At 57.7% G+C, this 19560-nt stretch carries 18 protein-coding genes; 12 read left to right on the top strand and 6 right to left on the bottom strand.

All coding sequences use genetic code 11. The annotated features are described in order from the left end of the window. Positions 1-2: 2 nt before the first annotated feature. Entirely contained in the window at positions 3-761 is a 759-nt protein-coding gene (gene tpiA / locus CP97_RS09630) for a triose-phosphate isomerase (protein WP_048886906.1), read from the bottom strand. A gap of 242 nt (positions 762-1003) precedes the next feature. Between tpiA and CP97_RS09625 the strand changes: the two genes are divergently transcribed. The 10 genes from CP97_RS09625 (at position 1004) to lexA (ending at position 10594) form a co-directional block, all read left to right on the top strand. After that, positions 1004-2935 (top strand): peptidyl-prolyl cis-trans isomerase, encoded by a 1932-nt coding sequence (locus CP97_RS09625; protein ID WP_048885758.1) that lies wholly within the window; start codon positions 1004-1006, stop codon positions 2933-2935. A gap of 34 nt (positions 2936-2969) precedes the next feature. Beyond that, positions 2970-4484, top strand: coding sequence for an anthranilate synthase component I family protein (locus tag CP97_RS09620; RefSeq protein ID WP_048886905.1), 1515 nt, complete (start codon positions 2970-2972; stop codon positions 4482-4484). After that, positions 4481-5269 carry a phosphodiester glycosidase family protein gene (locus tag CP97_RS09615; RefSeq protein ID WP_053106620.1) on the top strand — a complete coding sequence of 263 codons (789 nt, stop codon included), beginning with the start codon at positions 4481-4483 and terminating at the stop codon, positions 5267-5269. Before CP97_RS09620 ends, CP97_RS09615 begins: the two co-directional genes overlap by 4 nt. After that, entirely contained in the window at positions 5266-5886 is a 621-nt protein-coding gene (locus CP97_RS09610; RefSeq protein WP_048885757.1) for an anthranilate synthase component II, read from the top strand. The genes CP97_RS09615 and CP97_RS09610 overlap by 4 nt, the downstream gene beginning before the upstream one ends. Then, complete coding sequence (gene trpD / locus CP97_RS09605) at positions 5883-6878, top strand: anthranilate phosphoribosyltransferase (RefSeq protein ID WP_048885756.1); 996 nt, start codon at positions 5883-5885, stop codon at positions 6876-6878. Before CP97_RS09610 ends, trpD begins: the two co-directional genes overlap by 4 nt. Further along, positions 6875-7666 carry an indole-3-glycerol phosphate synthase TrpC gene (trpC, locus tag CP97_RS09600; protein WP_048885755.1) on the top strand — a complete coding sequence of 264 codons (792 nt, stop codon included), beginning with the start codon at positions 6875-6877 and terminating at the stop codon, positions 7664-7666. Before trpD ends, trpC begins: the two co-directional genes overlap by 4 nt. 81 nt (positions 7667-7747) lie before the next feature. Further along, complete coding sequence (locus tag CP97_RS09595; RefSeq protein ID WP_048885754.1) at positions 7748-8116, top strand: DUF3597 domain-containing protein; 369 nt, start codon at positions 7748-7750, stop codon at positions 8114-8116. Positions 8117-8173: 57 nt separating this feature from the next. Further along, positions 8174-8656, top strand: coding sequence for a cyclic pyranopterin monophosphate synthase MoaC (gene moaC, locus CP97_RS09590; RefSeq protein WP_048885753.1), 483 nt, complete (start codon positions 8174-8176; stop codon positions 8654-8656). Beyond that, positions 8653-9858, top strand: coding sequence for a molybdopterin molybdotransferase MoeA (locus CP97_RS09585; protein ID WP_048885752.1), 1206 nt, complete (start codon positions 8653-8655; stop codon positions 9856-9858). The genes moaC and CP97_RS09585 overlap by 4 nt, the downstream gene beginning before the upstream one ends. Positions 9859-9928: 70 nt before the next feature. Next, a complete protein-coding gene (gene lexA / locus CP97_RS09580; RefSeq protein ID WP_048885751.1) occupies positions 9929-10594 on the top strand; it encodes a transcriptional repressor LexA in 666 nt (221 codons plus the stop codon). A gap of 26 nt (positions 10595-10620) precedes the next feature. Here lexA and CP97_RS09575 read toward each other — a convergent pair whose 3' ends face one another. Next, the gene (locus tag CP97_RS09575; RefSeq protein ID WP_227819716.1) at positions 10621-12705 is read right to left on the bottom strand and encodes a ComEC/Rec2 family competence protein; all 2085 of its coding nucleotides are present in this window, start codon (positions 12703-12705) and stop codon (positions 10621-10623) included. A gap of 128 nt (positions 12706-12833) precedes the next feature. Here CP97_RS09575 and gltX point away from each other — a divergent pair, with 128 nt between their 5' ends. Then, on the top strand, positions 12834-14267 hold the full coding sequence (gltX, locus tag CP97_RS09570) for a glutamate--tRNA ligase (protein ID WP_048885749.1): 1434 nt from the start codon (positions 12834-12836) through the stop codon (positions 14265-14267). A gap of 48 nt (positions 14268-14315) precedes the next feature. Beyond that, a complete protein-coding gene (locus CP97_RS09565; RefSeq protein WP_048885748.1) occupies positions 14316-15602 on the top strand; it encodes a citrate synthase in 1287 nt (428 codons plus the stop codon). A gap of 30 nt (positions 15603-15632) precedes the next feature. Here the strand turns inward: CP97_RS09565 and CP97_RS09560 are convergent, their stop codons facing one another. The 4 genes from CP97_RS09560 to CP97_RS09545 form a co-directional block, all read right to left on the bottom strand. Beyond that, a complete protein-coding gene (locus CP97_RS09560) occupies positions 15633-16997 on the bottom strand; it encodes a sensor histidine kinase (RefSeq protein ID WP_048885747.1) in 1365 nt (454 codons plus the stop codon). 4 nt (positions 16998-17001) lie between these two features. Continuing rightward, positions 17002-17952, bottom strand: coding sequence for a hypothetical protein (locus tag CP97_RS09555; RefSeq protein WP_048885746.1), 951 nt, complete (start codon positions 17950-17952; stop codon positions 17002-17004). 34 nt (positions 17953-17986) lie between these two features. Beyond that, the gene (locus tag CP97_RS09550) at positions 17987-19147 is read right to left on the bottom strand and encodes a hypothetical protein (RefSeq protein WP_063612410.1); all 1161 of its coding nucleotides are present in this window, start codon (positions 19145-19147) and stop codon (positions 17987-17989) included. Between the two features lie 72 nt (positions 19148-19219). Then, positions 19220-19525, bottom strand: coding sequence for a hypothetical protein (locus CP97_RS09545; protein WP_048886903.1), 306 nt, complete (start codon positions 19523-19525; stop codon positions 19220-19222). Between the last annotated feature and the right edge of the window lie 35 nt (positions 19526-19560).

Here is a 19560-nt window from a genome sequence, read left to right as displayed (position 1 = left end):
AACTAGTCACCGCCAATTTCGACAGCGGCCATGATGATGCCCAAAAAGCTTTCCGCTGTCAGACTGGCGCCGCCCACAAGCGCACCACCCACATCATCCGCAGACAATAATTCACCGGCATTTTCTGGCTTCACCGAGCCGCCGTATAATATGCGGATGGAAGCGCCCGCTTCGCCATAGGTCTGATTAAGAACGCCGCGAATGTGTCGGTGCATCTTGCCAATATCGTCAGGCGATGGCGTGCGTCCGGTGCCAATCGCCCAGACAGGCTCATAAGCCACTGTAAGCCGCTCGGGTACTATATCGCCTTCAGGTAGTGATCCGGTGAGCATATCGGTAATCACGCTTTCTGCATCGCCTGAATCGCGCTGCGACTCAGTCTCTCCGACGCATACGATTACGTTCATCCCTGCTTCGATGACCGCATTCGCCTTTTCTTTGACCAGTTCATTGGTCTCGGCGTGATTGGTGCGTCTTTCACTATGGCCGACGATAGTAAAGCCGGCGCCGGCATCCTTTGCCATGGCGGCCGAGATATCACCTGTATGCGCGCCGCCATCCGCCGGATGGCAATCCTGCGCACCGATACCGATGAGGCTGGCTTCCTTGCGTGTGGCATGAATCAGGGTGAAAGGCGGGGCAATAGCCACCTCCACTTTGATAAGGCGTTCGGCTGCGCGATCAATCGCGCGTGCTTCTGCCAGCATGGCGCGGGTGCCGTGCATCTTCCAATTGCCGACAATGAAAGGGCGGTTGTTCATCAGATTTCCCGTAATTTCCAAACCTGGGGATCGCATATGGGTCACCATCAGGCGAAAGGTGCCAGAGCGCGCTAATGGCAGGCACCCCGCTTGTCAAAGCCGCTTATTCACAATGCGGGAAACCGTCCACGCCCTGTTGCGGCAGGGTCGCATGCGAGATAAGGCGCCTGACGAAATCAAACAGGGCGTCTGTCCTGCCCGTCACATCACGGCCACAAGGCCAAGCAAGAATTGATCTTTGCATGCTTCAGCTCTTCCGCAATTTCTTCAAATCAAAGGTCGGCATCGTCATTACGCTTGCCTTTCTCGGCCTGATCGCCGTCGCATTTGCCAGTTCGGACGTGGCCAATACGGGTATGTTTGGCGGAGTCGCCGGTGGTGACAGGGTGGCCGTTGTGGGGGACCGCACGATTTCGACATCCGATCTCAGCCAGAATGTGACGAATTCCTTGCAGCAGGCCCGGGGGGACAATCCCACGCTGTCGATGGAAGGCTTCATTGCTCAGGGCGGGTTCGACGATGTTATAGATCAGATGCTGAGCCGAACTGCGATCGCCGAATTTGCAGAGATGCTGGGCCTGCGTGCAGGCAATCGTCTTGTCGATAGCGAGATTGTGAGCGCAGCTGGTTTTCAGGGCGCGGACGGAAACTTTGACGGAGAGGCATTTCGTAATTCACTGCGTCAGCGCGGCCTTTCAGAAGCCACGGTGCGCGAAGATCTGGCGCTCAGCCTTTTGGCGCGGCAGGCCGTTGTACCCGTGGCTTATCAGTCACGCATGCCTGCCAGCTTGGCCCGGACCTATGCGCAATTGTTGAACGAAACGCGATCAGGGTCCGCCGCAACGTTCCCTGCCGAGGCATTCGCGCCCACAGAAGATCCGACCGACGAAGAACTACAGGCATATTATCAACAGAACAGGGCAAAGTATATCCGTCCGGAGCGCCGGGTTATCCGCTATGCGGCTTTTACCGAAGATGCGCTTACAGATGTGCCGCCGGTTACCGATGCGCAGATTGCAGCGCGGTATGAAGCCGATTCTACGCAATTTCAAGAAACGGAGCGACGCAGCCTCACCCAGCTTGTGGTTCCGACAGAGGCAGCGGCACAGGCCGTCATCAATGAAGTCAATGGCGGAATGTCGCTAGACGCGTCTGCACAGGCGAAGGGTCTCGCAGTTACCGAAGTCGTAGATGTCGAGCTCGACGAATATGCGTCTTCCGCTTCACGTGCGGTTGCCACAGCGGCTTTCGGCGCGGCTCGCGGCGCGCTAGCCGGCCCGGTCAGGGGTAGTCTTGGCTGGTATGTGGTTCGAGTCGATAATGTCACAAATGTCGCGGGCCGCTCTCTGGCGCAAGCCAGCGAAGAAATCCGCTCTACGATTATGGCTGAGCGTCGCCGTGAATCCCTGAACGAATTGACCGAGCGGCTTGAAGATGAATTTTCGCGCGGTCGCACCCTGGCAGAGGCGGCGAAGGAACTTGGCGTCGAGATCGAAACGACACCACCCCTGCTCGCTGATGGCCGGGTGTATGGTCAGGCAGCTGAAGCTCCACCGGAACTCGCTCGCCTTGTCAGCTTCGCTTTTGAAATAAGCGCAAACGACGCCACGATCACGGAGATCGTGCCTGGTGAGGCCTATGTCATATTTGACGTCAGCGAGATCACCCGTAGTGCCACCGCGCCGCTGGCTGAAATTCGCGAAGATGTAATCAGGCAATGGCGCCGGGAGCGCGGCATGGCTGCAGCCGGTCAGGCCGCAGCGCGGGTGCTTGAGCGCGTCGATAGCGGAACAACTTTGGCAGACGCTGTCCGAGAAGAAGAAGTGAGCCTCCCTGCTGCCCAGCCCCTGCGCCTTAATCGCCAGCAATTGGCCGAACAGGGGCAAATCAACCGTGCGACAATCCTGTTTTTCTCAATGGCAGAAGGTACAGCAAAGCGCGTAGCCGCGCAGGAAAATGGGAGCTGGTTTGTCGTGCAGCTGGACAATATTGAAACCGGTGAACTGGCCGCAGACAGCCCGCAGGTGCAAGGCACAGCTGCACAGCTATCCAGTGCGCTTGGAGACGAATATGTTGCGCAATTTGTTGCTGCCGCACAAAGTTCTCTAGAGATTGAGCGCAACGAAACCGGGATCGATGCCGTCCGCGCGCAATTGACCGGTGCCACCAATTAAGGAGGCGGTTCTGAGCGCCACTGCGGCCAGCAATGTGAACAATGGCGCAGAAGCCCTTACGGCTTTGGCACAGGGTCGCAATACGCTCGTCTGGCAGCGGGTCGTCGCGGACACTGAAACGCCAGTGGGCGGCGCGCTCAAGCTGATCGAGGAAGGCCGTGGCGATTTTCTGCTGGAATCGGTCGAAGGCGGTGAAATCCGTGGGCGGTACAGCTTGCTCGGTCTCGATCCGGATCTACTTTTCCGTGCCACAGGTGCCAGCGCGCAGATCAACCGCAATTGGCGCCAAGATCGCAGTGCTTTTGAGCCCCTGGCGGGTGATAGCATGGCTGAACTGCGAAACCTTGCGCAAGCATGCCGGATTGATGTGCCTGCCGAATTACCGCCCGCGCTCGCATGTCTGGTCGGCTATTTCGGTTATGAAACCATAGGCTTGGTCGAAAAACTGCCACGGGCGCCGCAGAGCCCGCTGGAACTGCCGGATATGCTTTTCGTGCGCCCTGCACTGGTGCTGATATTCGACAGGCTCACCGATGCGTTGTTTGTCATTGCTCCACTGTGGGCCGACAATGGCGATCCTGCCAGGAAGGTAGAGCGCGCCGTTGAGCAGATCGACACCGCACTGCGCAAGTTGGATGCAAAGGTGCCGGCAGCGCCAAGGCTGGCGGATATGCCTGACAGCATGCTTACCCCCGTAATGGATGAAGCCGAATATGAAAAGATCGTCTTGCGGGCCAAGGATTACATTGCGGCAGGCGACATTTTTCAAGTGGTTCTGGCACAGCGTTTCACTTGCCCCTTCCCGCTGCCGCCACTGGCGCTCTACCGCGCATTGCGGCGGATAAACCCGTCACCCTTTCTCTATTTCCTCGACCTCCCTGGCTTTGCAGTTGTCGGATCAAGTCCAGAGATTCTGGTGCGCGTTCGGGATGATGCAGAGGGTTACAAGCAGATCACGATCCGACCTATCGCCGGAACCAGGCCACGCGGCGCATCCGATGCTGAAGATCGCGATGCCGAGGCAGGGCTGCTTGCCGACCCCAAGGAATGCGCGGAACATCTCATGCTGCTCGATCTGGGGCGTAACGATGTCGGGCGCGTGGCGGCGGGGAATAGCGTGACAGTGACCGACAGCTTCACCGTAGAGCGATATAGCCACGTCATGCATATCGTCAGCAATGTGATTGGCAAGCTGGCGCAGGACAAGGATTCGCTCGACGCATTGTTTGCAGGTTTCCCGGCAGGCACTGTCAGCGGTGCGCCCAAGGTCAGAGCTTGCGAAATTATCGCAGAGCTGGAGCCGGAAACACGCGGCGCCTATGCTGGCGGAGTGGGCTATTTCGCCCCGGATGGCTCTGTTGATAGCTGCATCGTATTGCGCACCGCGGTCGTCAAGGATGGTGTGATGCACGTGCAGGCTGGCGCAGGAATTGTGGCTGATAGCGAACCTACCTACGAAGCTGCAGAATGCCGCCACAAGGCAGGCGCACTCATCGCCGCGGCGCGTGAAGCATTGGAAATCGCCAACCAGTCAGAATTCGGGCAGTGAAGATACGCGCCCTCGCCCTCCCTTTTTTTGGCCTGCTTGCAGGGTGCGAAATTCATTTCGAAGGTGAGCAAGAGGAAGTGCGGGTATCGATCTGTCAGCCCGTCATGTTCGAACAGACCCCTTTGACCCTATGTACAGTTGAACCGGCGAAGCATGAGATTGGCGTGGTTCTGGCTCCTGAAGGGAATGAGACGCCCTATCGCTCACTTCGCGCTTTGGCACATTTCACAGAAGAGGTGGATGGCCCTGAAATTGCACTGGCGGTGAACGGGGGCATGTTCGATGAAGACGGTATGCCAATCGGCTATTATGTCGAGGACGGCAGGCGGATCGGCATGCTCAACCAGAATGACGGGCCGGGCAATTTCCATCTCATGCCCAATGGCATATTTTTTGGAAGAACAGGCGGCCCGTGGCAGGTGATGGATACCCCTGCCTTCGCCCGTGACATTCAGGACCGCCCAGATTTTGCGACACAATCCGGGCCGATGCTGGTCATCAAAGGCGAACTGCATCCCGAAATTCAGCCAGACGGCCAATCGCGCAAAATCCGCAATGCAGTTGGTGTCGATGCCTTGGGCCGCGCACATTTCATCATCAGCGAAGCGCCGATCAGCTTCGGCAAGCTGGCACGATATTACCGCGATGTCCTCAATGTCGGCAATGCGCTATATCTTGACGGCAGCGTTTCGATGATCTGGGACCCGGCCACGGGTCGGCTTGACACAGGTGCATCCATCGGCCCCTTGATCGTGGTGCAGAATCGGGCAGAGATCGCGGAATGAGCCAGATCCTCGTCATCGACAATTACGATAGCTTCACTTTCAACCTCGTCCATTATCTGATGGAATTAGGCGTAGAGGTTGAAGTGCAGCGCAATGATGCCATCAGCGTGACACAGGCCATGCAGAGCGGAGCAAAGGGTGTGCTTATTTCCCCCGGTCCCTGCACGCCGAATGAAGCGGGCATCTCACTCGATCTGGTCGCCGCCTGTGCCGATGATGGAATGCCGCTGCTCGGCGTGTGTCTCGGCCATCAGGCGATCGGCCAGCATTTCGGAGGCACGGTGGCACGCGGGGGGTTGATGCACGGCAAGACCAGCCCGGTGAACCATGATGGCAGCGGTGTCTTTGCTGGTCTGCCTTCACCGTATAATGCTACGCGCTATCACTCGCTGATCGTGGAGGATATTCCTGAATGTCTCGTTGTGAACGCAATGAGTGAGACACCCGGTCTTGATGGAACTTGCACTATGGGCTTTCGCCACGCCAACTTGCCCATTCATGGGGTGCAATTCCATCCCGAGAGCATCGCCACGCAGCATGGCCACGCATTGCTTGCCAATTTTCTAGAGATCTGCGGCCTGGAACCTGCGCGCCTGAATGCGGAGACTTCGGCATGAGCGGCGTCCTGCCTCCTGCCGATATTGCGCTGACCGAGGCGGATGCTGAGCGTGCCTTTGCCGATATGCTGGATGGCGAGCCTTCAGATAACGAGATCGCCCGTTTTCTTTCCGATCTGTCGGACAGGGGCGAACGTGCAGAGGAAATCGCCGGAGCTGCGCTGGCCATGCGCAAACGGCTCATCCCGATAGAGGCGCCCGACAATGCGATCGACGTTTGCGGCACTGGCGGCGACGGGCACCACACGCTCAATGTCTCGACCGCAGTCAGCCTTATCGTCGCTGCTTGTGGTGTTCCGGTCGCCAAACATGGCAACCGCGCGGCAAGCTCTAAGGCAGGCGCCGCAGATACGCTGGAAGCGCTCGGTCTGGATATGGATGCAGCCGGACGGACAGCAGAAAAGACGCTGGCCGAAATCGGCATCTGCTTTCTGTTCGCAAAGAACCACCATCCCGCAATGGCGCGTATCCAACCAATCCGGCAGAAGCTGGGCAAACGCACGATCTTCAATCTCATGGGCCCGCTTTCCAATCCTGCCCGCGTACGCCGCCAACTGATCGGCATTGCGCGCCCTGCCTACGTTCCGATCTATGCCGAAGCGATGGCGCGTTTGGGGACTGAGCGGGCATTTATTGTTTCAGGTGATGAAGGGCTGGACGAACTCAGTCTCGATGAAGGCAATGAAATGGCCGATGTGCAGGGACGCGAAGTGCGCATGCGGCGTGTCGATGCAAGCGAAGCGGGTCTGACACATGCTCCGGTAGAAGCGATCCGTGGTGGGGATGCGATGCACAATGCCAAGGCGCTCGAAGCGTTATTGATGGGCGCGCCCGGCCCCTATCGTGACGCGGTGCTGTTCAACAGTGCCGGCGCGCTATTGGTTGCGGGCGTGGTGGAAAGCTGGTCAGAAGGAGTTGAGGAAGCCGGAGAAGCAATTGACAAGGGGTTGGCGAAGGCCTTGCTCGCCTGCTGGATAGACACCGCGAAATGAGCGACAGACTTGCTGAAATATGCGCTACCAAGCGCGAAGAAGTTGCCACTCGAAAGACGGCTCTTACAATCGATGATTGCGACAATTTGGCAAGAGAAGCGTCGGCGCCAAGAGGGTTCCGCCGCGCATTGGAGGAAAAGGCAGCGTCCGGTTTTTCCCTGATTGCCGAAATCAAGAAGGCCAGTCCATCGAAGGGTTTGATCCGCGCTGATTTCCGTCCGCACCAGCATGCTCTGGATTATACCAAGGGTGGCGCAGCATGCCTTTCCGTCCTGACCGATGCGCCCTATTTTCAGGGCCATGAAGATTACATGATGGAAGCGCGTGCCAGCACGCGATTGCCAGTGCTGCGCAAGGATTTCATGGTCGATCCGTGGCAGGTCGCCGAAAGCCGCATGATCGGGGCCGATGCCATCCTTGTCATCGTGGCTGCACTCGATGACATTCTGATGGCCGAGATAGAGGCGGCAGCGCTCGAACGCGGAATGGATGTGCTGATCGAAGTGCATGATGAAACGGAGATGGAGCGCGCGTCGAAGTATCTCACTTCGCGACTGATCGGGGTCAATAATCGCGACCTGCGTACATTCACTACTGATCTTGCCACGACCGAAAAGCTTGCCTCGATGGCCCCGGACGATGCTCTTCTTGTGGGCGAAAGCGGTATAGGTTCACACCGGGATTGTGTTCGTCTCGCCAAGTCTGGCGTACGGTCTTTCCTCGTGGGTGAGAGCCTTATGCGGCAGGAAGATATCGTCGGCGCGACAAAAGCTCTGATCGGACATTAGAATTTACAACCAATCGTCTGTTCGTGCGTTAGTGTGAATAATGGCAGCAAAGGTCGACGACACCGGAAGAGAAACGAACCGATGGGAATTTTCAGCTCTATCAAGAACGCGATTTTTGGCGATGACAAGGAAGAGAAAGCCGCCGCCGCTCCCAAGCCGGCGACATCCGGCTTCAACCGTACATCTACCTCTGCCATTTCCGAAGTCGATGTCGAAGCACGGCTGGACGGCATGCATGATGCGGACAAGCTCAATTGGCGTGAGTCTATAGTCGACCTGATGAAGCTGGTCGGTCTGGATCCCAGCTATTCCAACCGGCAGGAACTTGCCAATGAATTGGGTGACAGTGATTACTCGGGCAAAGCCGAGGAAAATATCTGGCTCCACAAGCAGGTCATGAAAAAACTCGCCGCAGCAGGTGGCCGCGTCCCGCAGTCGCTGAAGGACTGATCGGAAAGACTTACTGCCTGTCTATACTGACCGCTTGCGTTATGGCACGTCAGTTGAATGACCCGGCTGACTCATCTCGATGATAATGGCGCTGCCCGCATGGTTGATGTGGGCAGCAAATCCGCAACGGTGCGTTCAGCCAGGGCAGAGGGCCACATTCGCATGTCGGCGCCCACCCTGCAGGCCATTCGCGATGGTAGTGGGCCGAAAGGCGACGTGCTGGCGGTGGCGCGCGTTGCCGGAATTATGGCCGCGAAAAAGACCGGCGATCTCATTCCGCTATGTCATCCTCTTGCACTCGATAAGGTAATTGTCGATTTCGCATTTGATGCCGGTGGCATCACGGTTTCTGCAAGTGCAGCTCTCACCGGCAAAACGGGTGTCGAAATGGAAGCCCTGACCGCCGCATCCATCGCCTTGCTCACCATTTATGACATGGCAAAGGCGCTAGAGAAGGGCATGGTCATTCAAGATGTGCGGCTGATCGAGAAAACTGGCGGCAAGAATGGTGACTGGCACACAGATCGCAAAGCACAATGACTTTGCCCGCCCCCATTCCGCTTGCAGAGGCGCAGGCTCGATTACTTGCCCTTGTCCCTGTCTTGCACAGTGAGACCATTCCAATTGCGGATGCCAGCGGGCGTTATTTGGCAAAGGACCTGATTGCAGGCCGAACACACCCCCCGGCCGATCTTTCTGCGATGGATGGCTATGCCATGCCCGCTGGCGATACTGGCGGACCATGGCGCATCATCGGAGAAAGTGCGGCGGGCCATCCCTGCCCGCAGGCATTGTCATCCGGCGAAGCGGTGCGGATATCCACGGGCGCCATAATGCCGCAGGGAGCTGGCGCGATATTGCTGCAGGAAAACGCTTTGCGTGATGGCGATAACCTCAGTGTTTCGGGCAAGGACGCCGCAACATCTGCACACATAAGGCGCATGGGCTTCGATTTTGCAGTGGGTGATTGTCTGATGGAAGCGGGAATGAAGATCGCTCCCGCCCAGATCGCCCTCGCTATCTCCGGGGGGCACGGGGCTGTAGCAGTCGGTAGTCGTCCGCGCATCTGCGTGATCGATAGCGGAGATGAACTGGCTTCCGATCCTGCCAAAGTGTCCCGTCATCAAGTCCCTGCAAGCAATGGTGTGATGATCGCGAGCCTCGCCGAATCACTGGCGTCGACATGCCTCCATATCGGACCTGTCGATGACGAGCTCGATTCTCTTCTGAATGCTTTTGAACAGGTGGGCGACGCTGATGTTATCGTCACCAACGGAGGGGCCTCTGTGGGCGATCACGATCTTGTTCTTCCGGCACTGGAAAAATGGGGTGCCACGATAGAATTCTGGCGGGTAGCGGTGAAGCCGGGTAAACCGCTTATGGTGGCGCAAAAGGAAGAAAAGATCGTACTCGGCCTGCCCGGCAATCCGGTGTCGAGCTATGTCATCGCCTATTTGTTCCTCCTGCCCTTATTGCGCCATATGGCAGGAGCGCGCCAACCGATCCCGATTGCATTGCCTCTGCCGTTATGCACAGATTTGCCAGCGACCGGCCCGCGCGCAGAGTTTCTTCGAGGGCGCCTTGGTCCTGGCGGTGTCACGCCGATTGGCCAGCGCGACAGCAGCGCTGTGCGCGCATTGGCAACTTCAGATGCCCTTATCGAACGACCGCCACATTCATCACCGGCCATCACCGGCGATGTTGCGGATGTCTATCTGCTCCAAAATGGCGGAAACGCTTGACTTAAGCGAATCTGTTTCATAATTGTTCTGCATTCGTTCCATCGTTGGAACATTGCGGAGGATTATTTCGATGTTGACCGCCAAGCAGCACGAATTGCTACTTTTTATCCATCGCCGTCTCGAAGATAGCGGCATCTCCCCCAGTTTTGAGGAGATGAAGGAAGCGCTGGATCTAAAAAGCAAATCTGGCGTGCATCGTTTGATCTCTGCCCTTGAAGAACGCGGCTTCATCCGGCGCTTGCCAAACCGCGCCCGCGCTCTGGAAGTGGTCAAGATGCCGGAGAGCCTCGGGTCCGGTGACCCCGTGGCAAAGATCACAACAGCTCCGGCTGCCACGCCCCAGCCAGCCAATGATGTCGTTGAAATCCCGCTGCACGGCAGGATCGCCGCTGGTGTTCCGATCGAAGCGCTAGAAGGCAGCCAAACTCTTCCCGTTCCTGCAGCCCTGCTTGGCTCTGGCGAACATTATGCGTTGGAAGTATCGGGCGATTCAATGATTGAGGCAGGCATTTTCGATGGTGACTTCGCATTGGTGAAGAAGGCCAGCACGGCGCGCGACGGAGATATTGTCGTAGCCTTGGTCAATGGTGAGGAAGCTACGCTGAAATATCTGTTTCACGATGGAGGCCAGATCCGTCTTGATCCGGCTAATGCCTCCTATGACCCGCAGGTCTACACAGATAGCCAGATTGAAGTTCAGGGTAAGCTTGCAGGGCTTTTGCGCCGCTATCATTGATTGGGCGCTTCGGCTTTAGGCGGCGTTCAATCGCCGTCTCGCACGCGCCACCACCCATGTTCACCCTCGCCTTGGGCAACTGTCCGCATTGTCCTGTTTTCGAGATTCAGAGCGAGTCCGCCATTGGCCTCAAGCATGCGCCGGTCAGCCTTCAGCCAGCCTGGCATGCAGCTGCGAGGAAGCCAGCGATCTGAAACGACGATATCGGCCCGCTCGCACGCTGCGGCCAATGCTCTTTCGGCGACGATATCTCTGCTACGGCTCATCAACAGATGCCAGGAACGTCCGCCTCGCTCCAATGTCAATGCGCAAAAGTCCGGACTACACTGCGCGGCCGGCCATTGTGCGAGGGGGATCGTATCGCCCTCCACTCCGGATAGTTCGAGCAGATTGTCACGGGTAAAGTCACTGCGCGTGTCACGAAGCACCAGAAGGCCGTCACCTTCACCAGTTATACCTACATGCCGTCCATCGGCAGAAATCAGCACATCGGGAATTGGCGTGATGAGGAGCAATATTGTCGCGATAGTTGCAGGGATAAAGCCCAATAATCGCGCCCTTCCCCTCCATAATGCCAGCCATAATCCGCCTGCCATGAACAGGGCGATGGTGGGCAATGTCATTTGCGGGACGAGCTTCACTGCACCGGGCTGGCTCGATGTGAAATGAGCAATGCCAATCAAGAGATCGAGGGAATTACCAGCCAACCACCAGAATGGTGCGCCGGCACCTATGACGTCGAACAGCAATGCAATTGCAATCAGCGGCATGGAGACGAAAGTGACAAGAGGTATCGCGATTACATTTGCCAGTGCTCCGTAAACACCTGCCCGGTGAAAGTGAAACAACACGACCGGCATCAAGGCAATTTCAATGACCATACCGGTCACCAAAAGCATCACCGCGCGCCTTCCGGTACGGGTGAACCAGCTTTCCTCTCGCGGTGCTAGAAAACGCTTGACCGGTTCTGCATTATGCAGCGCGACAATGGCGATGACAGCGCAGAAACTCATCTGGAAGCTCGGCCCGACAAGCGTTTCAGGCCAGGCAAGCATCACCGCAACGGCTGCCACCGCCACCATCCGCAAAGATAACGGTTCCCGTCCTAATGCAAGCGCGATCAACACCAGCACCGCGCCAATGCAGCTGCGCACCGTTGGCACCTGCGCGCCGGTCAAGAGGGTGTAGCCAATGCCCCCCATGGCCGCGACAGCAGCTGCCACTACAGGAAGCCGCACGCGCAAGGTGAGCCACGGCCAGAACGCCAGCAGCTTTATGGCCAGAACATAGGTTGCAGCGATAACGGCACTCACATGCAGGCCACTGATGGACAGCAGGTGAGTAAGTCCCGCATCGCGCATCGCATCTTCATCCGCTGCTATGATGGCGCCGCGATCCCCGCTGGCGAATGCTGCAGCGATACTTCCTGCCGAACCACCCAATTGCTGTCGCACATGCGCGGAAAGGCGGCGTTGTATGCCAGCGATTACGGCCTCGCCGGGCGGAGCTGGCTCAACCACCTCGATTTCGCCCTGAAGGCTACCGGTTGCCGCCAATCCATTGAACCATGCCGCGCGCGCAAAATTGTATCCGCCCGGCAGCATTGACGAGGCAGGCGGCATCAACCGCGCCTGCGCACGAACAAGGGCGCCCTCACCCATTTCCGGGGTCGCTAGTTCAAGCGGAACATTGACCCTGATCCGCACTGGCGCGCCATCTTCAGGACTGCGGATGGCAAGCACCAATCGCACACGATCCTGCGCTGGTTGCTCGATTCTTTCGAGCACACGGCCTTCTACCCGTTCGGACATGGGCCAATCAAATGCCTCTGCGCCGACAATGGCGGATCTTGCCCAGATCAGACCGGTGCCAAAGGCAAAGAGCAGGCCACAGGCAACAAGCGCAGTGACAAGATTGGTGCGGTCCATCCGTCCTTTCCAGACAGCAAGAGCGCCCATCGCCAGAAGCAACCCGCTGGCCATGGCGGCGACCCAACCTGTCCCATTTGGCAGGACGAACCATGCACCAATGCCCGCAGCCAGCGCCACCGCCAGCCAAGGCCCCCGGTCAAAGCCTGCCGTGTCGAGAAATTGCTCCGCAGTCTCTGCCATACTGGACAAAGCGACACGCTTTCGCCAAGGCGTGTGCTGCATCGCAGCATCACGCTCGTCTTCTCCTAGGGGGACTAAAGGTGGCGGCTGCGTAGCCATTCGGGATCTTGGACAGGAATCATACAATTATGGCAAGTTCGGATGGCAATGGATTGGGTACACAGCGTCCTGTTATCACGCGTTTTGCCCCCAGCCCCACCGGTTTCCTGCATATCGGAAACGCCCGAACTGGCCTGTTTAGCTGGCTTTATGCCCGTCACCTAGGTGGCAAGGCTCTCCTGCGGATCGAAGATACGGACAAGAAGCGCTCCACGCAGGAGGCGATTGACGTGATCCTTGATGGGCTAGACTGGCTGGGATTGGAATTTGACGGGGAAACCGTGTTCCAGAGTGAGCGCGCAGACCGTCACGCTGAAGTCGCGCAAAAGTTGCTGGATGCGGGCAAGGCCTATAAGTGTTTCGCCACAACCGAAGAATTGTCCGAAATGCGCGAACAGCAGCGCGCGGCAAAGCAGCCGATACGCTATGACGGGCGCTGGCGCGATCGCGATCCGGTCGAAGCGCCGGAGGGTGCCGAATTCACCATTCGTATCAAAACTCCCGAAGGCGGCGAAACGATAATTGAGGACGCTGTGCAAGGGCGCGTCAAGGTCGACAATCGCGAGATTGACGATTTCATCCTGTTGCGCGCTGATGGCACTCCGACCTATATGCTCGCTGTGGTGGTCGATGACATGGATATGGGTTGCACCCACATAATCCGCGGTGATGATCACTTGAACAATGCCTTTCGCCAGATGCAGGTGATTGAGGCAATGCAAGGCGTAGAAGATGGCTGGGAACGGCCGGTTTACGCCCACGTCCCGCTCATCCATGGCAATGATGGCGCCAAGCTGTCCAAGCGCCACGGCGCATTGGGCGTACGCGATTACCGCGAGATGGGCATTCTTCCCGAAGCGCTGTTCAATTACCTCCTGCGGCTTGGGTGGGGGCATGGCGACCAGGAAGAATTCAGCCGCGAAGAAGCCATCGCACTTTTCGATATCGAGGCCGTCGGCAAAGGACCGAGCCGGTTCGACATGAAAAAGCTGCTGAACATGAATGGTAACTACATTCGCGCCGCCGATGATGCTCGCCTCGCACGTTTAACGGCGGATGCCATCGGCCCGCAAGCTGATGTGGCGGTGCTGACAAATGCCATGCCTGTATTCAAGACACGCGCCCGGAATTTAAGCGAACTGGCCGATGGTGCAGCCTTTTTGTTCAAGTCGCGGCCATTGGATATGGATGAGAAGGCGGCAGCATTGCTGGATGGCGAGGCGCAGACGCGGCTTTCTGCCATTTCCGGGCGTCTGCATGCGGAATCTGACTGGACATTAACCGCGCTGGAGGCCAATCTGAAAGCCTACGCGGAAGAGCTGGGTCTCGGCCTTGGCAAACTTGCGCAGCCGCTTCGTGCGGCGCTCACAGGGCAAACTACCTCGCCCGGAATTTTCGATGTGCTCGTCCTCCTGGGAAGGGAGGAAAGCCTCGCGCGGATTGATGCGCAGGTTACGGTCTGAACGGCCGTGCAGCGAAGTATAATATAAAATATATAAAGGAGAACCCCATTGGCAGATAAGCAGGCAGAACTGGCAATTGGCAGCGAAAGTTTCGATTTTCCGACGCTGGAGGGAAGTTGTGGACCCGATGTCATCGATATCCGCAAACTCTACGGCAAGACCGGCAGATTCACATTTGATCCCGGGTATAAATCGACTGCCAGCTGCGAAAGCGCACTGACATATATCGATGGCGATGAAGGTGTGCTGCTTCACCGTGGCTATCCCATTGGCCAATTGGCTGAACATTCCAGCTTCATGGAAGTGGCCTATCTGATGCTGAATGGGGAACTGCCCAAGCAGGACGTTCTCGACGATTTCACGCACACGATCACCTATCACACCATGCTGCATGACCAGATGCGGCAGTTCTACCAGGGTTTCCGCCGTGATGCGCACCCTATGGCGATTATGTGCGGCGTGGTTGGCGCGCTCAGCTCCTTCTATCACGACAGCACCGATATTTCCGATCCGGAACATCGCAAGATTTCTAGCCATCGCCTGATCGCCAAAATGCCGACAATTGCGGCATGGGCGTATAAATATGCGGTCGGCCAGCCTTTCATGCAGCCTGACAACAGCCTCAGCTACACTGGAAATTTCCTGCGCATGACCTTCGGCGTTCCGGCAGAGGAATATGAAGTTGTTCCCGCGGTTGAAAAGGCGATGGATCGTATCTTCATCCTACACGCCGATCACGAACAGAACGCCTCGACATCCACTGTGCGGCTTGCCGGTTCTTCGGGCGCGAACCCATTTGCCTGCATATCCGCTGGTATCGCGTGCCTGTGGGGCCCGGCGCATGGCGGCGCGAATGAAGCCGCGCTCAACATGCTGCGCGAAATCGGTACGCCCGATCGCATCCCGCACTATATCGAGCGCGCCAAGGACAAGAACGATCCGTTCCGCCTGATGGGATTTGGTCACCGCGTCTATAAGAACTACGATCCGCGTGCCACGGTGATGCAAAAGACTGTGCGCGAAGTGTTCGACGTTCTTAAAGTCAAGGATCCGGTTTTCGAAACAGCACTTCGTCTGGAAGAAATCGCACTCAGCGATCCGTATTTCCAGGAAAAGAAGCTGTTCCCGAATGTCGATTTCTATTCCGGCATCATCCTGTCGGCAATCGGCTTCCCGACAACCATGTTCACTGCATTGTTCGCCCTTGCCCGCACCGTGGGCTGGATCGCGCAATGGAATGAAATGATTTCCGATCCTGGTCAGGTGATCGGCCGTCCGCGCCAACTTTACACCGGACCGACCGAGCGCGATTACATCATGGTCAACGATCGCTAATTACATTTGAGCAAGCGGATACCGGGAGCGTCAGCCTTCCGGGTCCGCAGGAATTTCGAGCGTGAAGTGGGCACCCTGCCCCTTCGCGCTCTTTACTGTCAGCCTGCCATCCATGGCCTCTGCCAAGCGCCGGGAGATATACAGGCCGAGGCCCGATCCACCGTCTCCCTTGCGCCCAAGCCTTTCGAACTTAGTGAAAACGCGGCTTTGCTCTGCCTCGTTAAGACCCTCACCCTGGTCGGAGACGGTCACGCTGGCTGTTCCTTTGCCCTTTTCAACGCGCAGCCAGACTTGCCCACCCTCCGGCGAATAGCGGATGGCATTGCCCACCAGGTTCAGCAGGACTTGCAGAGTGCGCCTGAATTCTCCGATTGCGGGGATGCACTCGTTATCCGTAGGCGGGTTGAGAATTATGCCCCTGTCCTTCGCGCGGACCCCCAGGATTCCAGCAGCGCGGCGCGCAACATCGGCAAGATCAATGGGGTCGGGCGCGGGGGAGAAATCCTCGTCTTCCACCATCTCCAGCGTCGTAAGATCGTCGATCAGGGCCAGCAGGTGCTCACCCGCAGCGGCGATATCAGCGGCATAATTGCTGTATTCATCGGCCAGTGGACCGGCAAGCTGGGTGCGGATAGTCTCGGCATTCGCAATGATCCGGCTGACGGGCTGGCGCAGGACAGGCGCAACTTCGCGACCGATGCCTGCACCGCGATCAGGCTTGCGTGAAACGGCCCTTGGAGCGTCGGCCAATGGCCTGTCAGGGACGAGATAGAGTTCGAATCCGTCACTCCCCGGTTCTGTCCGCCCAAGTGGCACAATCTGAGCGGCCCATATCCGGCTGGTTCCTGGAACTGAGACCTTGACGCCATCAAGCATACGCCAGTGCATCGGTTGACGCTGATCGAAATCTTTGGGTGGCGCGAAATCGGTCCAGGGCATGCCGACACCGGCCATCATGGCTTCGCCAAGACTGTCCAGATCGCGCGCCGACCAATCTACGGCCAGTATCTCTTGTGCAGTGCCAAGCCGCGCGCTCAGGCCCGCAAGGTGGCGAACAAGTGCAAACCTTTGATTGGTTTCAGGGACAATTGTGTCTGGTACTAGCTCCTCCGCCTTCCACGCACTGACCTTGATCATCGTTCCAGCCTTGCCCGGCACAACTTCCGCCCATGCAGATATGGCTTCGAGCGAATCCTGCGCCTTTATCGCGCGTGACTGACTCTGTCCGGTCTTGCGGGCCATGCGCACCAGTTCCAGCAACGCCGGTGTGACAAGGGGACCAGGCAATTTGCCGCCTGCACGCAGGTGAAAACTCGCCAGCGGCTCTTCCGCTTCGATCAGCCGGTCCTCGGCATCGGTGCGGGCGCGCGCAGAGATGATCTTAGCCGATGCCATCAGTTTATTGATCCATCCTTGTCTGTGCCAGCATGGCAACAGCGGTGGTGGGGTCCAGTCCGGCCACGCCTTCGGGCACCTTGACGTCCGGATGGAGGACGGAAAGGAGTTGCGATATTTCAGAAGTTTCGGCGCTTCCACAGCGAAGTGAGAGGGAGAGCCTTGCAACCTGCGATTCGCATAGCGCAAGCGCCAGGACATCGCGCGTTTCACCGGATGCCAAATGCAGTGCGGTCAGGAAAAAGGCGACACCGGCGTGATCGATTTCCAACGCATGAACAGGAGCATAGGGCATTGCCTTCAACACGGCACATAGCTGCGCGGTGCGGGCTTTTGCAGGGTCATAGTGCGCGCGCAAGCTTGGTGCTATCTTGTTGGTATCGACAAACTGCCCCCCCAATTCATCGAGATATCGCAGCAATAAATCGAATAGGGGTTCCGGTAATTCGGAAAGGGGCAGTTCCATGCGTCTCTGGTGCTGCACGAACCTCGCCTGCGCAGCCAGGGCCCGCATTGCAGCAGTGGCAACTTCTTCTTCACCTGAAGCGACGAAATCCTGAAGCAATGGCGATAATACCGGATCAAGACCGCTGCGCTCGCTCAATCGCTCGGTCATCTGCGTCTCTATCGCCAGCGCATGGAGATGTGTCAGAAACTCTGAATTGCCCGAAATCGCACTGGCAAACGCCTTGGAAAGGTCGACGAATTGAGAGCCATCGAACTCCTTCTCGGAATTTGCTTCCAGAAGATCGTGGATCTGGCGTGCAACATGCATGACCATTCCACCAATGCGCGCGATGATTTCATCGCTGAACATGGTGCGATCGTGATTTTCGAGCAAATGCTGTAAAATTGGCGTGGCGCTGGCAAGTGTGACATTGCCGCGCGCAAGGGATGCATGCAGGTCGTCCTCCATCGAAAGGGCCGAAGCACCGGATTGGCCATTGTCGCTCATGCGGGCGTGATACCTTGCTACCGTTAATTCCGCGTTAGCCGCTGTGCTTGGCGGTGGAGGCGAGCCGCGCGGTAATCACCACTGCCGCCAGTAGCATTATTGCAATCTCGGGCCCTGCAAGGAAGGCAAGAGCAGCGATTACGCCAACCACTAAAGCCCGATCCCGCAAAGGCTCGAAAATTCCATCTACTTTGCCCCGGTCCAACATGATCAGCGCGACAATAAGCACGAATGGCGGAAAGACAGAGCGATACCACAGTCCGTCAATAGATAATGTTCCGACGACCAGCAGCGCTATATCGACTGCATGCCTGAGCAGCGTCAGACGGTCGATATTGCCAAATGGCGCGACAGCAAGGCGTGAGAGCGCCAGAAACGTTTCGATGACCGGCGCGCAAATTGCCACAAGAGCAAATGCTAGGACAGGATAGCCATACCATGCCAAAGTGATCGAACCGCCAGCAAGCAAAGCGGCGAGCACCAGCAGCGCAGGTTGCATCCAGCTCTTGTCCAGCAACCACGCGCCGGCCCGCGCGACACCTTCGCGTGCAAGCCAGCGTGATGGGGCCATCGGCGAATATCTGCCGAGATTGGCGTGCAACCAGCTCTTTTCCCGCAAGCTGGCCGTCTCGCTATCGCCCACCACCATCCAGCCCCCGTCATCGAGCAGGGAATCTGCAAGTCTCGCTTCCGGAAGCTTTTTCTGTAACGCCACACGCAACAGCGCAGCATGGGGTGCAGCATCTTCGAGCAGGCTGTTGAGGCCGGACAGCAAGCGGCCCGGAATGGTAAGTGCCCCTGCCCATGCGCGATCGAGATCTATCCGTTCGAAGCCCGCCGCTGTGCCGGGGCCTGCGGAAACTACGAGCAGACGATCCCCTTCGGCCCGTAGCAGATCGAGCGCTTGTTGTGCTTCGGGCAGGAGGCCGGGTTGCAGAACAAGCAGGCTGTCATCATCACCAACGGCGCCGGGCAAGGCATGGCTATTACTTATGACGGCAAATCGCATCCCCGCCTTTTCTGTTGCATGGCGCAGCGCATGGGCTTCGGGCGAAGCTCCTCCGCCATGGGCAATGATCATCGTGCAACCGCATTCACGCGCGAACAGCAATTGCCGCTGCGCGATCGACTTACCGGCTATGGCGGGCTGTGTGCCCTCCCCCGGTTGCGGAAGATTGATGAGTGCGGCCCGCAAGTGACCTTGCTCCTGACATTGAATAGGTTCGTGCAGGCTAGGGCCAGCGCGGCGCGCTGCCAAGCAAACCCGTCAATTGGTCACGGAAAATCTGGAAGTCAGCGTGCCCAGCTTGACCAGGACGGTAGGATCGCCTGGCGCGTCATCAATGGCTTCTTGCGCGAGCGTTATGAGTTCACCTGCGTGGAAACTTGCCCCCAAGCCGCGCAACCGCTCTGCCGTGATTCGCCAATTGGCATCACAGCGGGATCGACGCAGCAACTCTACCTGACCCGTGAGGCTCTGCATGAATCCGGCGCGCAATTCCGCCATCAACGATGGGTCATCTCCGGCCGCTGCCGTCAAGGTAAGCTCGAAGTCGCTATTTGCGTAGGTCATGCGCGCTTTCATGGCGGAGAACCTGTTAAGGCAGG

It is taken from the genome of Aurantiacibacter atlanticus (genome assembly GCF_001077815.2).
GTDB lineage: Bacteria > Pseudomonadota > Alphaproteobacteria > Sphingomonadales > Sphingomonadaceae > Alteraurantiacibacter > Alteraurantiacibacter atlanticus.
This window is presented reverse-complemented; position numbering and strand designations above follow the sequence as displayed.

Bases quoted from the DNA above. Each gene is read 5' to 3' on its own strand.
- CP97_RS09595 (WP_048885754.1), top strand. From the start codon at position 7,748: ATGGGAATTTTCAGCTCTATCAAGAACGCGATTTTTGGCGATGACAAG.
- CP97_RS09610 (WP_048885757.1), top strand. From the start codon at position 5,266: ATGAGCCAGATCCTCGTCATCGACAATTACGATAGCTTCACTTTCAAC.
- moaC (WP_048885753.1), top strand. From the start codon at position 8,174: ATGACCCGGCTGACTCATCTCGATGATAATGGCGCTGCCCGCATGGTT.
- trpC (WP_048885755.1), top strand. From the start codon at position 6,875: ATGAGCGACAGACTTGCTGAAATATGCGCTACCAAGCGCGAAGAAGTT.
- CP97_RS09575 (WP_227819716.1), bottom strand. From the start codon at position 12,705: ATGGCAGAGACTGCGGAGCAATTTCTCGACACGGCAGGCTTTGACCGG.
- gltX (WP_048885749.1), top strand. From the start codon at position 12,834: ATGGCAAGTTCGGATGGCAATGGATTGGGTACACAGCGTCCTGTTATC.
- CP97_RS09585 (WP_048885752.1), top strand. From the start codon at position 8,653: ATGACTTTGCCCGCCCCCATTCCGCTTGCAGAGGCGCAGGCTCGATTA.
- CP97_RS09545 (WP_048886903.1), bottom strand. From the start codon at position 19,525: ATGACCTACGCAAATAGCGACTTCGAGCTTACCTTGACGGCAGCGGCC.
- CP97_RS09560 (WP_048885747.1), bottom strand. From the start codon at position 16,997: ATGGCATCGGCTAAGATCATCTCTGCGCGCGCCCGCACCGATGCCGAG.
- CP97_RS09555 (WP_048885746.1), bottom strand. From the start codon at position 17,952: ATGAGCGACAATGGCCAATCCGGTGCTTCGGCCCTTTCGATGGAGGAC.
- lexA (WP_048885751.1), top strand. From the start codon at position 9,929: ATGTTGACCGCCAAGCAGCACGAATTGCTACTTTTTATCCATCGCCGT.
- CP97_RS09625 (WP_048885758.1), top strand. From the start codon at position 1,004: ATGCTTCAGCTCTTCCGCAATTTCTTCAAATCAAAGGTCGGCATCGTC.
- tpiA (WP_048886906.1), bottom strand. From the start codon at position 761: ATGAACAACCGCCCTTTCATTGTCGGCAATTGGAAGATGCACGGCACC.
- trpD (WP_048885756.1), top strand. From the start codon at position 5,883: ATGAGCGGCGTCCTGCCTCCTGCCGATATTGCGCTGACCGAGGCGGAT.